The sequence below is a fragment of the Sporofaciens sp. SGI.106 genome (genome assembly GCF_050314255.1).
Classification (GTDB): Bacteria; Bacillota; Clostridia; order Lachnospirales; family Lachnospiraceae; genus Claveliimonas.
In genome coordinates, this window is sequence record NZ_JBNPMZ010000001.1 from 291,130 (window position 1) to 304,413 (window position 13,284).

A 13,284-nucleotide genomic window follows, 5' to 3' on the forward strand; every position below is an offset into this window, starting at 1 on the left:
TTATTGTTGAAGCTTATTGCTATTACAACCTTTCTTAATACAATGCATCGGCCGATGCCATTGCACTCTCCAGTAATGTCCAGTCAATCAACTGAAAATCGTCATATACCTCAGGTTTGTACTTATCAGATTTCATTACAAACTTATGGCACGCTTGTATGGCGTTTTCAATCAATTTCAGGGCGTTCGGATCAACATCCCCCCTCTGTTCACTGATCATAATGGATTTGTACGGTGTTTCGTTGGGTTTTACGCTTCCTGACAATGGATGTGTCAACAGCATATGCCCCTCGTGGATTCTGTCTCGGACTTCTTTCAGAATCTCTTCATAAGATACCTCTCTGTAAGTCACGCTGCGCTTTCCATCAAGCTTTTCAAAAACCAGTGGATTGTTGGTGATAATAATATATTTATTCTTCATTTTTCCACTCCTTCCCTCCTGCCTTGCGTTTAACAAAAAAGGACGATGCAAACACACAATTGTGGCATCGTCCTTCTGTCTTTCGTCTTGACAGCTCTTTCAAAAAGCTTAGATTCATTATCAACACAAGATCCAGAACGCGGTCCTTTTCTTAGTCCTTTTGCCTGAAAGTTTCGCCTTACAAACGTTCACCCTCGTCTGTACGGTTTGCCTCTTCGGCGGTCATTACTAACTCTCTCTTAAGAAAAATCACTCCGCTATTCACTTATATTTATAGACGCAACGAATATATGTCATTGCCTATTTCTATAGTAACTTATCGTTATTTTTTTTGCAATAGTTTCAAATAACTTTTCTAGCTTTTGGTAGATATTAACAAAAATACGTGCCGTTTTTTATGAATAATTACTTCTTCTTATTCTTGAAATTCTTAAAGTAATCATCATGTACTGATTTGATTACTCCGCTCAAAGCAAACAGTGCCAGAATATTCGGAAGAACCATCAGGGAGTTAAATGTATCCTGCATGGTCCACACAAGCTCTACTTCTGCAAGAGAGCCCAGGAAAACGCACAATGCTGCGATAATGGAATAAATCTTTACGGCCTTCGGTCCAAACAGATATTTCACATTAGCCTGTCCGAAGAAATACCATCCAAGGATAGTAGAAAATGCAAAGAACAGCATACATACTGCAATAAATACGTCTCCGCCCTTGCCAAATAAGGTTGAAAATGCATACTGACTAAGTTCTGCACCTGTAAGTCCTGTCGGAATAGAGTGTGTTGTAATGATAACCAATGCTGTCAGGTTCAGGATTACGAATGTGTCAATAAATACACCTGTCATTGCTACAAATCCCTGTTCAACCGGATGATCAACCTTAGCAACAGCATGTGCGTGAGGTGTAGAACCCATACCAGCTTCATTAGAGAACAGACCACGTGCCACACCTTTTGTAAGTGCAAGCTTTACAGTTGCACCAGCTGCACCACCGACAATTGAAGAAGGAGCAAAGGCACCGACAATAATTGAATAGAATGCATATGGAATTTCCTTAAAGTTATAAAGAATTACAATAAGTGCACCAACAATATAAAGTGCTGCCATTACCGGAACGATAAGCTCAGTAATCTTTGCAATACGTCCCATACCACCCATAAATACAAACAGAGCAACCAAAGCAATTACTGCACCCATTACCCATTTCGGAATACCAAAAGCAGTGTTCCATGCTGCTGCGATAGAGTTGGACTGTACAGCATTACCCATAAATCCAAGTGCCAGCACGATCAGAACAGCAAAGACACCTGCCAGTACCTTTCCAAGTGTGCCCTGGAAAGCGGCTCTTATGTAGTACACAGGACCACCTGTAACAACTCCGTCTTTACCAACCTGTTTATACTTTTGTGCCATAATAGCCTCGGCATAAATTGTAGCCATTCCAAGGAATGCTGCGATCCACATCCAGAAAATAGCTCCCGGACCACCTACTGCAATCGCTGTTGCTGCACCGGCAATATTTCCGGTACCAACCTGAGCCGCAATCGCTGTTGCAAGAGCCTGGAAAGATGACATACCATCATTTCCCGCTTCACCTTTCTTGCTGAAAAGACCGCCAAAAGTTCTTCTCATTCCTTCGCCAAAGCCTCTCACCTGAATGAATCCCAGCTTTACTGAGAACCAGATACCACCGCCGAGAAGTGCGACGATGAGGATGTAGTTAGAAAGATAACTACCGATCGTTGAAAATATGTTGTTTAATACTGCTTCCACAACATAACCCCCTTTAATATAGATATTGTGAATGCATTTATTCACTGCGTCTATATTACCATTTTTAACATTTATTTACAATATTTAGTAAGATTTAATATTATTTTTATATACTTTTCACATATTTTGTATTTCTATAAGTAAATCTGTGAAAGAAAAAAGGCGAAAACACACGGTTTTTCGCCTTTTGATTTTTATGTATTAAAATCAGAAATTTACATTTTTGGGCATATTGCTATTTTTTTAGCAATCCCCATCATCTACTATACGTTGATTTCCGCCTTCATTCCGAGAACATCCTTGTTTGCATCCAGAAGAGGACGAATTACATTCTTCAGATATGCATCCACCTGTACAGATGCACGGCCGATATACCTGGACGGATCCATGGTCTTCTTCAGTTCATCCAGTGTAAGATTAAATGCCGGATCTGCCGCAATCAGCTCCAGAAGATTATTATCAAGACCCTTTTCTTTTACATTACGTCCCGCTTCCATAGAAAGCTCACGGATGCGCTCGTGAAGTTCCTGTCTATCGCCGCCTGCCTTCACCGCATCCATCATGATATTCTCTGTTGCCATAAAAGGAAGCTCAGACATCAGACGTTTTTCAATTACTTTCGGATATACAACCAGCCCATCCACTACGTTCAGGCAGAGATCCATAATTCCGTCAATTGCCAGAAAACCTTCCGGTACACTGAGACGTTTATTTGCAGAATCATCCAGAGTTCTCTCAAACCACTGAGTAGCAGAAGTAATTGCCGGGTTCAGCGCATCAATCATAACATATCTGGAAAGAGATGCAATACGCTCACTTCTCATAGGATTACGTTTATAAGCCATAGCCGATGAACCAATCTGAGTCTTTTCAAATGGTTCTTCCACTTCTTTCAGATGCTGAAGAAGACGGATATCATTGGAGAATTTGTGTGCGCTTGCCGCAATACCGGCCAGAACATTCAATACTCTTGTATCTACCTTTCGGGAATACGTCTGTCCGGAAACCGGATAACAATGCTCGAATCCCATTTTCTTTGCAATCATAGGGTCAATCTTATCAATGGTTTCCTGATCTCCATCAAACAATTCCAGGAAACTTGCCTGAGTTCCTGTTGTTCCCTTAGAGCCGAGCAGCTTCAGGCTTCCAAGTACATAATCCAGGTCTTCCAGATCCATGGTAAATTCCTGCAGCCAGAGTGTAGCTCTTTTTCCGACACTGGTGGGCTGTGCCGGCTGGAAATGTGTAAACGCAAGCGTTGGCTGATCTTTGTATTTTTCCGCAAAATCTGCAAGCTCGGCAATTACATTAACCAGTTTCTTTCTTACCAGTTTCAAAGCCTCAGACATTACAATAATATCTGTATTATCGCCAACATAACAGGACGTTGCCCCCAGGTGAATAATCCCCTTTGCCTTCGGGCACTGCTGTCCATACGCATATACATGGGACATTACATCATGACGCACCACTTTTTCTCTCTCTTTTGCCACATCATAATTAATATCATCCTTGTGAGCCTTCAATTCTTCAATCTGCTCGTCCGTAATCGGAAGTCCAAGCTCCTTTTCTGTCTCTGCAAGTGCGATCCAGAGACGTCTCCATGTTCTGAATTTCATATCAGGAGAAAAAATGTACTGCATCTCCTTACTCGCATAGCGTTCTGACAATGGGCTCTGATATCTGTCGTTGCTCATAGTTTTTTACCTCTCTCTACTTGTTTTTGTATTTAGTCAAAAGCATGTGAGATATCTCTGTCCGGAACTTTCATCGGATAATTTCCGGTGAAACAGGCATCACAATATCCCAGATCTCCAACCATATCCTTTAATTTGTCGATTTCCATGTAACCAAGGGAATCGGCCCCTATCATCTCACGAATTTCTTCCGTCGTATGAGAGTGAGCAATCAGCTGCTCATTGGACGGTACATCCGTTCCAAAGTAACAGGGATACAGGAACGGAGGTGAGCTGATCCTCACATGTACTTCCGTTGCCCCCGCAGCCTTCAACATCCGGATGATATTTGCACAGGTCGTTCCACGGACGATAGAATCATCTACCATGACAATACGTTTTCCACGGACTACCTCTTCAATTACACTTAATTTAATTTTCACACTGGATTCCCGTTCACTCTGTTTCGGCTTAATGAATGTTCTTCCTACATAGCTGTTTTTATGGAAAGCCATTCCATACGGGATTCCCGTTTCCTCGGAATATCCTTTCGCAGCCACAAGGCCGGAATCCGGAACTCCCACTACAAGATCAGCCTCTACCGGATAGGATCTTGCAAGTGCCTTTCCTGCAACAATCCGGGAATGATAAACATTGACTTTATCAATCGTGCTGTCCATTCTTGCAAAATAAATATACTCAAAAATACATCTTGCATGCTTTTTCGGATCAATTGCCATACTCATATCCGACTTAATTCCATGCTTGGTAAAAGACACAATCTCACCCGGTTCTACATCGCGGACAAATTCACCGCCAACTGCTGTAATGGCACAGCTTTCAGATGCAAGAAAATACGTATTGTCTCTCTTTCCAATACATAACGGCTTCAGCCCGAATGGATCCCTGGCTCCTATCATTTTACGCGGTGAACTTACAACCAGAGCATACGCTCCCTTAATCTTCTTCATGGCATTCTTCACCGCATCTTCTGCCTTCTTTGTATTCAACCTTTCTCTGGCAATATGATAGGCGATCACTTCAGAATCAATAGTAGTCTGGAAAATTGCTCCTGTATATTCCAGTTCATGTCTGAGTTCAACAGCATTGGTCAGATTTCCATTATGGGCAATGGCCAGCGTTCCTTTTACATAATTAATTACAAGCGGCATGGCATTCTCCGCCTTAGATGCCCCGGCAGTTGAATATCTCACATGCCCTACCCCAAGATTTCCCTTTAATGAACCCAGAGATTCCTCATTAAACACCTCATTGACAAGTCCCAAACCTTTTTTTGAGTGGACCTTACGTTCCCCATACGTATCCGTCACTGCAATACCGCAGCTTTCCTGTCCACGATGCTGTAATGCAAAAAGCCCATAGTATATGGTAGAGGCAACGTCGTCTCCATCCATATTATAGGCTCCAAATACACCACATTCCTCTCCCAAACCTGTAGTCACTTTTTCAAATTTGTTCATGAATGTTTATGCTCCTTATTCTTAGATGACTGATTTTATTACGTACCTCATTATAATACAACCATATTCCAAAAGCAATAATCTATTTTTCATTCTTACGGTATTCCCGTTTCCACTGTTCGAAGGTTTCATCTGTCAATTCCGGTTCTTCTTTTTCACCCATTCTTCTGAGCTGTTCCTTAAGAAGAGAATCAAGGCTCAGATATACCGGCTCGTTAGACAGCATTTTTACATACTGCGCTTCCGGCATGTACCTGTAACAACAATACAGATATGCTTTTACCATTTGAGGATCCTGACAGACCTGAAACCCCTTTTCATACATTTTTGCTGCTTCTTCATACAGGAACATTTTTCCATAAGCAGCTCCCAGACATCCATACACCTTACCATAGAAGTCCTTGCCAATGGAATCATCCCATTCCTTATTTATAATTGACTGATATACCAGAATTGCTGTCGCATACTCTCCGGACTTTAGCAGGTTGTCTGCTTTGAATTTCTCACGTTCCACCTCATTCTGGTTTTTTAAATGTTCCAGAACATTATGAATCTTCGTAATCTCTGCCGGTGAATAAATAGACGCATGACTCAGGATCGTGAGTACAAACTGCTCGATTGCCATATTCTGCTCCAACTGCCACCTCAGTTCTCTGGCAAGTTCATAAAGCTCAAGTTCACTCTCCAGCCAGTCACAAAGCTGACGATTCACAATGGTATAGTCAATCAGATACAGGTTATTGCAAAAATAATAACAAAGTTCTTCTATTGTATAAATACGCACATGTATTCTCGCTATTTCATATGGATGTTTTGCTTTCTTTTTATGACAAAGAATTAAACTGCCCATTGCTTCCTCCTAAATGTATCATCTTTTCCACCTGAAAATCGGTAGCTGGGAAAAACTCTCCAAATCCCGCATCTTTAAACGTAATCTTACAGGTCTGTTCATCCAGAAACATCGTCTTTATCTGCAATCTGAGTGCATAATCCTTACGTTCAGGAAGTCCTGCCAGAGACACGGTTTCGGCCTGAAGCTCTCCGCTCGCCAGAGATTCTATGTGTATCTCTATATCTGACGTATCTTCCAGAAGAACCTCCCACTGACCATCGGCTTCATACCAGTGGGTTCCCCACTCTACAATAGGATACCAGCATTCTTTTCCCCGCACTCGCATTTTCAGGCAAACCTGCTCCATCATTTTGGAGTCATCGAGATAGATGGGACGTTCCTCATAATCTCTGCCTTTTCTATAGGATGCGTAGCATGCCCCCTTACTGTACAGGTTATTTCCAAGAAATGCTCTGCGCCCGTTACACAGAACTTTCAGAGAATTGGGATACCAGTTGTTTTCAAATCCCTCTCCTGTAAGAAATACTGAAGAAACTACTTTTTTATCAAATACGCTTTGAATAAAGGACTTAAAACGTTCATCCGCATCCTTTGCCTTATCTACATTCAGTACCGGATAAATCGCTGCCAGCTCTTTCATCTTGGCACTTGCCACCTCATCAACCGTCACGAAGAGGTCAGTGCCTCTTCCTACGACTGTTTTCAGCTTTCGAAGCATATACGCCCGTATTTCATTACGGTCACAATAAAACAGTGCCGCTTCATACTGCCAGAGTTCCTTAGGCTGGTAGAACATATAATGGCAGAAACTTTCTTTAAAATCCTGCACCTGTACACGCTCCTTGGAAACTCCAACAAATTGTCCTACTCCCTTTAACATTTTGCTGATGTCAATATCTGTATGAGGTACCGAAAAAGTAATATACTCTATACTGCCAAACAGTTCCAGAGCCATCTGCATAAATTTAGCCAGAAGCCAGATGGCATCATAAGTTTTCTCACCAAGGACCACTTTTTCCCGCTGTAAAGCTTTGGAATACAGATTCGAAACCGTATACTTTTCATCCACCTCAGACAGGCGTTTGGCATCTTTGCCATATACCCACTGCTCCTTCAGGTAACCAAGCATCAGCGGAATCTGATAATTGTCAATTGCCACTTCCAATGTCTCCGGTTCATGTTTCTCATCATCATAATAGCTGATCTGGCAATATTCATCATTCAGTTCAATTCCTAATATCTTTCCGCCCTTCAATGCTTTTCTCCTCCTTTAATTCTGCTGCTGAAATATTTCCTCCGCCATAAGAAGTTCCTGCTGATACTGAAGCATGGCCACTTTTCTCTGCGCAGGCTCCATATCTGTCATGGCATTCAGCTTTCCAAATCTACCAATTGCCGGAATATCTTTTCTCTGCTGCAGAAGATGCTCCTCCTGTACAACCACATTATGATCCTTTGTTTCTTCAAAAGAAAATTTAACCTGTTCATCCTTAAACAGGACAAAACTTTTGACATAAATATTCTCATATACCGGTGTCAGACTCTCCGACTGATAGCCAAGATCTTCTACATCACCACGACGCATCTTGTATATGATCCGCACCTTTCCCCGCCTCGGAGCCCGATACTCTACCATCGTTCTGTCATAAATCTGAACCTCACGCAGCCAGGATTCCGGATAGCAAAGATAAAATGGAAAAATCAGCTGTTTTTCACACATTTCCCGAAGAATCTGATGTAAAATCCTGGTTTCTTCCTCTTCATATTCCTTATCAGAATAATAACGCAAAAGAGCAATCTTACAGATATCCGCAAGATCTTCTTCCAATTTCAACTCATTCAGGATAATTTCAAACACTGTACTTCCTGTCTCACGGTTATCCACGACATATTCTCTGGATACATATGCAAGATAAGCCTGTTTTAACCGGAAATAGGCATTCCCGGTAAGATAATAATCCAGGAAAATATCTTCTTCTCCATACATATCTTCCGAAAAGAGCATCTGTGTAATAATCCGCTCCCCAAGCTTTGCCACAGGGACTTCATATTCTTTAGCCACCCGCCACAAAGCCTTCATATCTTTGGTCGCGCCACAATAGAAATTAGCAAGATACATTAAAGTCACTTTATCATACTGCTGACGCTTAAATAACTCAAAACAAAGATACAGCAGGAATTCATCTTCATCATAATTATCCTCCCGGATTCTCTTACTGCACAGACGAAAAACCTCTTTTTCATCAAAGTCATCCAGATCATTCTGATGAATATTTTCGAAATTGACCTCCAGCTTTCCACTTTCCTTTCCCCAATTATTCATATGTGACATGTATTTTTTACACATCTCTAAAAACCGGGGTTCATAAAACATTCTCTGTGTCTCAAAAGGTATGGAATCCGTAAAATGCCTTCCTTCTTTCGATTCCCAGACAATTCTTGCTTCTTTATCATATAAATATACAATCGTACCCTCAGCACGATATGGCACTCTCTGTTTGACTGTACCGTCCTTTTCGATCACCAGAACATATTGCAGATCATGTGCCTTAGCAGTCACCTTATATGCATAACAGATATCCCGCATAGCTTCAAGGCGCTCACCCGTCATTTCTTCTTCCGTACAGAATCTCTTATATATAATCTTCAGGGATTCATTGATATGACGTTTCATAAGCTGATCCCAGGCAAATTCCACCATCTGCTCTCTATAGCTGATATAGAGATCACTGGCATACTGTTCGTAGGTAATCAGATTCGCATATAGTAAAGCTGCCTTCCGGTAATTCAGATTATTTCCATGCATAAAATACAGGAAAATCGATCTGGGAAGCGCATCACGCACTTTTTCCTCTTCAATAGTTGCCATATAATATTCATAAAGCTGCGCAATCTTAAGCTCCGCATCCACAGCCCGCTGATACCAGATAAAATACCGTCTCTGATTTCTATTTCCTTTAATGAGAAGTGTACAGATGGCATTTAATACCATCGGCTCCTTAAATACATCATAAATTCTTTCAAGGATACGGAACAATCCTTCACTGTAATTCTTCTGTTGACTGGCGAGATTTACCACATACATAGCCAGCTCTCTGTTAAGCAACCGGTATTTTGTGGCAAAATTCAGAACCTGAAGCTCAAATTTACCAAGTTTTTTCAACAGATTACTCTTCTCCTGAAAACAGATATAAGATTCCAGATAAAACAGGACACTGTTCACATCATAACCATAGTACTGCTGCTCCAACACCTTAATTCTCCGGTAGGGATCCTTATACTGAGGATCAATACTGAGCAGCATCAAAAGAATCGGAAGAGAATCCTGATGCCTGAGATAAGTCTTCCCGATTTCATCAATCACCCTCTCCACATGACTTCCTGTCTTGCGAATCAATGCCGTGAGATAGAGATAATAAGCATTGCTCATAGGATCCTTACCAACAGCAAACCGGTTATAATTATAATTTTCCAGAATCCATTTTGCTTCCTCTATCCTTCCACCTTTTATATAAATGTGCGCCTGGAAAAGCTGAAGCTCATCGGACATAGGAGCATAACGTATCATATCTTTACTTTTTTCAAGAGCGCTCTCCACCCAGGTATTTACATCAATTCTTCCGGCTTCACAGGCGACATATTCCTTTAATATCTGCGCGATCAGGAATTCTATCTCCCGTCTGTCTTCCGTATATTTTCCGTTTTGAAGAACCTCTACCTCATAATTCAGAATTTCATACGGTGTCACAAGCTTAAGTTTTCCAAAATTCCTTCCCGCATGAAGCTTATCCGGATTCACCACAAACTCCATCGTATAAACATTTCCCACAAAGTCATCGGTCGTAATCTCACTACGTCCCACCTTGAGGAAATCTCCTTCCGTACGGATGGAAATCGGCATAAATCCCCAGGTATTCTTCATAATTGTAAGCATACCTTTTGTTGCTTCCTTCAGATCTTCAAAAAGCATTCCTTCACCGGATAAGGTAAGGAAAATGCATTCCTTCTGCTTGATTCCCACCAGAAATTCTTCCATTGCCTGCTCGTCAAGAGCCCATTTTCTCATATTATCATAAAGGGTAAATGTTCTCGGATTTTCATATTTCAACACTTCGTAAAATTCCCGGGAACGGAATAATTTCTGCGCTTCTGAATAATCCTTGATTGCCAGTCTTTTAAAATCATCGGTACTCTGTACCTTGCCATAAGCAGTCATAACATAGGGCTTTTCAATCAGCGCCGTAAATGCAAGTTCGTATTCTCCGCCGCTGCATACTACTGTAAACTTTCCCTGTTCCACATGTCCCGGGCGAAGTCCTCTTCCATCATATTCAAATTCAACCTTTACCGGATTCCCCTCAAATCCCTGGTCAATACAGCGCATACGAAAAGAAGACGGATACACAAGTCCCCTTATTGTTCCGTCAGTTAGGCTCTTTATTGTAAAACTTCCATGAAACACTTCTCCCTCTCCGATTGTCAGAATCAGACAGGTATCCGGAAATACAATTTCCGGCTGCATTACCTGAAAGTCTCCTTTTGAAAATTTTTTAATCTTATTTTTCAAGCCTGCCACCTCTTCTTGCATTGCATTTTCATTTAAACATACTATAATAGATTATAGCATTGTTTCAACCTTAATAGCAATGCCGGAAGCAGAAAATGTTGAATTTGTATGAAAATAAATGTCATTTTACAGCCGAGGAGGAATATTATGGAAGAAAAAAAGGCACCTGCTTTTCATGGCAGCGACCTGGAATTGATTGAAGAATATTATAACATTCCCAAAGAAAAAATCGTAAGTTTCGGTGCAAACGTAAACCCTCTGGGGCTTTCGGATTCAGTTCGCAAAAGCCTGTCAGAGCAGCTTGATGTTATCACCCGCTATCCGGATCGGGAATACACCGCCCTTCGCAAAGTCATTGCAGACTACTGCGAAGTGGACTATCAGAACGTAGTCACGGGAAACGGTTCCACCGAATTGATTTCCTTACTTATCAGCCACCGGAATGCCCGTCACGCCCTGGTGATCGGCCCCACCTATTCCGAATATGAGCGGGAGCTGTCGCTGACCGGAGGCCATATGTCTTTCTTCAATTTGAAAGAGAAAAATGATTTTAGATTAAATATTGAAGCTTTGCGGTCTCGCCTGGATGCAGAAGCAGATATTGACTTTCTGATTCTCTGTAATCCAAACAATCCCACCTCTTCCGCGCTTACCGCCGAAGAGCTTGAAGTAGTCATTCAGGAATGCAGGAACCGCGGCATCTTTGTTATGATTGATGAAACTTATGTAGAATTCGCTCCCGTTGTTTCACTCATCACGGCCATTCCTTTGACAAAACGCTATGATAATCTGATGATCATACGGGGAGTGTCCAAATTTTTTGCCGCCCCGGGACTTCGACTTGGCTATGGTATCACCGGAAACGAAGCATTTCTCTCCACTCTGAAAAAATATCAGAATCCATGGAGCCTCAACAGTATCGGTGCACTTGCCGGAGAGCTGATGCTTACCGACACAGAATATATTCAGAAGACACGAGAACTTATCCTGTCTGAGCGGGAACGGATGTGCAATTATCTCGACTCTTTTCAATATGCAAAATACTACAGGCCTTACGCGAATTTTATTCTCGTAAAAATACTGAAAGAAGGTCTCACTTCGCACCAGGTATTTGAACACGCTATCCGACAGGGACTCATGATACGGGACTGTTCCTCCTTCGAAAGCCTGAATGGAGAATTTATCCGATTCTGCATCATGAACCCTGAAGACAATACAAGGCTTATACAATGTCTGGGTGAATTGCTAAACCCCAGCTAGACACAAAAGAATAGAAAAGTGCTGCTTCAAATCAGATTGTTATTCAATCCATTTGTGGCAGCACTTCTTTTAATTATGACATTTCAACTATAATCTTCTTTATTAATTCCATGCTCTCTTCTCTGGTTACTTTTTCAAAATCAATGCTACAAAAGATAAATCCTCATCTCCTGTATTCTTCATTCCATGTCCGTCTCCATCCTTACAGAAGACCACATCTCCAGCTTCAACGGGAACAGCTTTTCCATTATCGTCATACATGCCTTTTCCAGTAAGAATATAATAGGTTTCCGTCTCCCCATGATGCTCATGATGACCCAACTCACAATTAGGTTTCAATGTTACTCTCGCAAACAAACCACAATGTTCTCCTCTTTCCTCCGGACTGATCAACGGCTCCTTCATCAAAAAGCCTGCACCCCCATTAGCACGTTCAACTGTGAGAACCTCTCTTTCTCCTGCTTTTGTCATATTAAGTATCCTCCTTGCTTGTATTTTTACTCTTATAAAAACAATACATCTTACTAAAGGGATGTGTCAACATTCATTTGGGGACAGGGTAAAATGCAATTGGGGACAGGGCAAAGTTCAATTGAGGACGTAGCAAAGTGCACTTTGCTACGTCCTCAATGAAAATAATGTGCTCCAATCTGCATGCCGTATCCACCCTGATCAAAGAAAAGGCAGTCGCCAACAGGATTAGCCCCGGCAAGTGCATCTTTCGCCGCCTGCATTGCAGATTCCGTATAACCGGATTCTGCCCTTACACGATCAAGCCACCCGGTCACCGCAGGGCCAAATTGTCCTGACTGGTAAATAACCTCTTCCAGTGTGTCAGGATACAGATCACTGTTCAGCCGGTTCATCACAACCGCTCCTACTGCAACCTGTCCCACATAAGACTGATTTCCCGCCTCACAGAAAATGATGGAGGCCATCAGTTCCTGATCCTGCTTTTCTTTCTGCCGCCTGGCTTCTTCCTTTGCCCTTGCCTCTGCCGCTATCTTCTGTATATATTCATTCTGCACTTCCATACATGGCATCACCCGAGTAAAAGTAGTGATTTCTGATGCGTGAACCGTCATGTTACCGGTCACCACGCTCCCAATCATCACTCCCGCCAGAACGGTTTTTACAACTTTTATCTTTATGCATTTATTTTCTTTATTTAACATACCATATTCCTCCTGCAAACAATATGAATATTGTTTTAATAAAGTATACGCAATAATTTCGATTTTATTACATTT

At 41.7% G+C, this 13,284-nt stretch carries 10 protein-coding genes and 1 riboswitch; of the genes, 1 reads left to right on the forward strand and 9 read right to left on the reverse strand.

Annotated features, from left to right (window positions below):
• Positions 1–34 precede the first annotated feature (34 nt).
• The 7 genes from ACQRCC_RS01470 to ACQRCC_RS01500 all read right to left on the reverse strand — a co-directional run bounded on the left by ACQRCC_RS01470 (position 35) and on the right by ACQRCC_RS01500 (position 10,774).
• Entirely contained in the window at positions 35–421 is a 387-nt protein-coding gene (locus ACQRCC_RS01470; protein ID WP_427849029.1) for a GrdX family protein, read from the reverse strand.
• A gap of 142 nt (positions 422–563) precedes the next feature.
• A riboswitch (glycine riboswitch) is annotated at positions 564–673 on the reverse strand.
• A gap of 153 nt (positions 674–826) precedes the next feature.
• Entirely contained in the window at positions 827–2,197 is a 1,371-nt protein-coding gene (locus ACQRCC_RS01475; RefSeq protein ID WP_427849030.1) for an alanine/glycine:cation symporter family protein, read from the reverse strand.
• Positions 2,198–2,460: 263 nt separating this feature from the next.
• Positions 2,461–3,894 carry an adenylosuccinate lyase gene (purB, locus tag ACQRCC_RS01480; RefSeq protein ID WP_427849031.1) on the reverse strand — a complete coding sequence of 478 codons (1,434 nt, stop codon included), beginning with the start codon at positions 3,892–3,894 and terminating at the stop codon, positions 2,461–2,463.
• Between the two features lie 32 nt (positions 3,895–3,926).
• Entirely contained in the window at positions 3,927–5,354 is a 1,428-nt protein-coding gene (gene purF, locus ACQRCC_RS01485) for an amidophosphoribosyltransferase (RefSeq protein WP_427849032.1), read from the reverse strand.
• A gap of 82 nt (positions 5,355–5,436) precedes the next feature.
• Positions 5,437–6,204: a hypothetical protein gene (locus tag ACQRCC_RS01490; protein ID WP_427849033.1), complete on the reverse strand. Its 768-nt coding sequence runs from the start codon at positions 6,202–6,204 to the stop codon at positions 5,437–5,439.
• Complete coding sequence (locus ACQRCC_RS01495) at positions 6,179–7,462, reverse strand: DUF5716 family protein (RefSeq protein WP_427849034.1); 1,284 nt, start codon at positions 7,460–7,462, stop codon at positions 6,179–6,181. The genes ACQRCC_RS01490 and ACQRCC_RS01495 overlap by 26 nt, the downstream gene beginning before the upstream one ends.
• Positions 7,463–7,477: 15 nt before the next feature.
• Positions 7,478–10,774, reverse strand: coding sequence for a DUF5717 family protein (locus tag ACQRCC_RS01500; protein ID WP_427849035.1), 3,297 nt, complete (start codon positions 10,772–10,774; stop codon positions 7,478–7,480).
• A gap of 147 nt (positions 10,775–10,921) precedes the next feature.
• Here ACQRCC_RS01500 and ACQRCC_RS01505 point away from each other — a divergent pair, with 147 nt between their 5' ends.
• The gene (locus ACQRCC_RS01505) at positions 10,922–12,034 is read left to right on the forward strand and encodes a pyridoxal phosphate-dependent aminotransferase (RefSeq protein ID WP_427849036.1); all 1,113 of its coding nucleotides are present in this window, start codon (positions 10,922–10,924) and stop codon (positions 12,032–12,034) included.
• A 126-nt stretch (positions 12,035–12,160) separates the two neighbouring features.
• Here ACQRCC_RS01505 and ACQRCC_RS01510 read toward each other — a convergent pair whose 3' ends face one another.
• Complete coding sequence (locus tag ACQRCC_RS01510; protein WP_427849037.1) at positions 12,161–12,505, reverse strand: cupin domain-containing protein; 345 nt, start codon at positions 12,503–12,505, stop codon at positions 12,161–12,163.
• A 155-nt stretch (positions 12,506–12,660) separates the two neighbouring features.
• On the reverse strand, positions 12,661–13,209 hold the full coding sequence (locus tag ACQRCC_RS01515; protein ID WP_427849038.1) for a cell wall hydrolase: 549 nt from the start codon (positions 13,207–13,209) through the stop codon (positions 12,661–12,663).
• Between the last annotated feature and the right edge of the window lie 75 nt (positions 13,210–13,284).

Excerpts from the sequence above, each read along its gene's own strand:
- ACQRCC_RS01470 (WP_427849029.1), bottom strand. The coding sequence starts at position 421 with ATGAAGAATAAATATATTATTATCACCAACAATCCACTGGTTTTTGAA.
- purB (WP_427849031.1), bottom strand. The coding sequence starts at position 3,894 with ATGAGCAACGACAGATATCAGAGCCCATTGTCAGAACGCTATGCGAGT.
- purF (WP_427849032.1), bottom strand. The coding sequence starts at position 5,354 with ATGAACAAATTTGAAAAAGTGACTACAGGTTTGGGAGAGGAATGTGGT.
- ACQRCC_RS01490 (WP_427849033.1), bottom strand. The coding sequence starts at position 6,204 with ATGGGCAGTTTAATTCTTTGTCATAAAAAGAAAGCAAAACATCCATAT.
- ACQRCC_RS01505 (WP_427849036.1), top strand. The coding sequence starts at position 10,922 with ATGGAAGAAAAAAAGGCACCTGCTTTTCATGGCAGCGACCTGGAATTG.
- ACQRCC_RS01510 (WP_427849037.1), bottom strand. The coding sequence starts at position 12,505 with ATGACAAAAGCAGGAGAAAGAGAGGTTCTCACAGTTGAACGTGCTAAT.
- ACQRCC_RS01515 (WP_427849038.1), bottom strand. The coding sequence starts at position 13,209 with ATGTTAAATAAAGAAAATAAATGCATAAAGATAAAAGTTGTAAAAACC.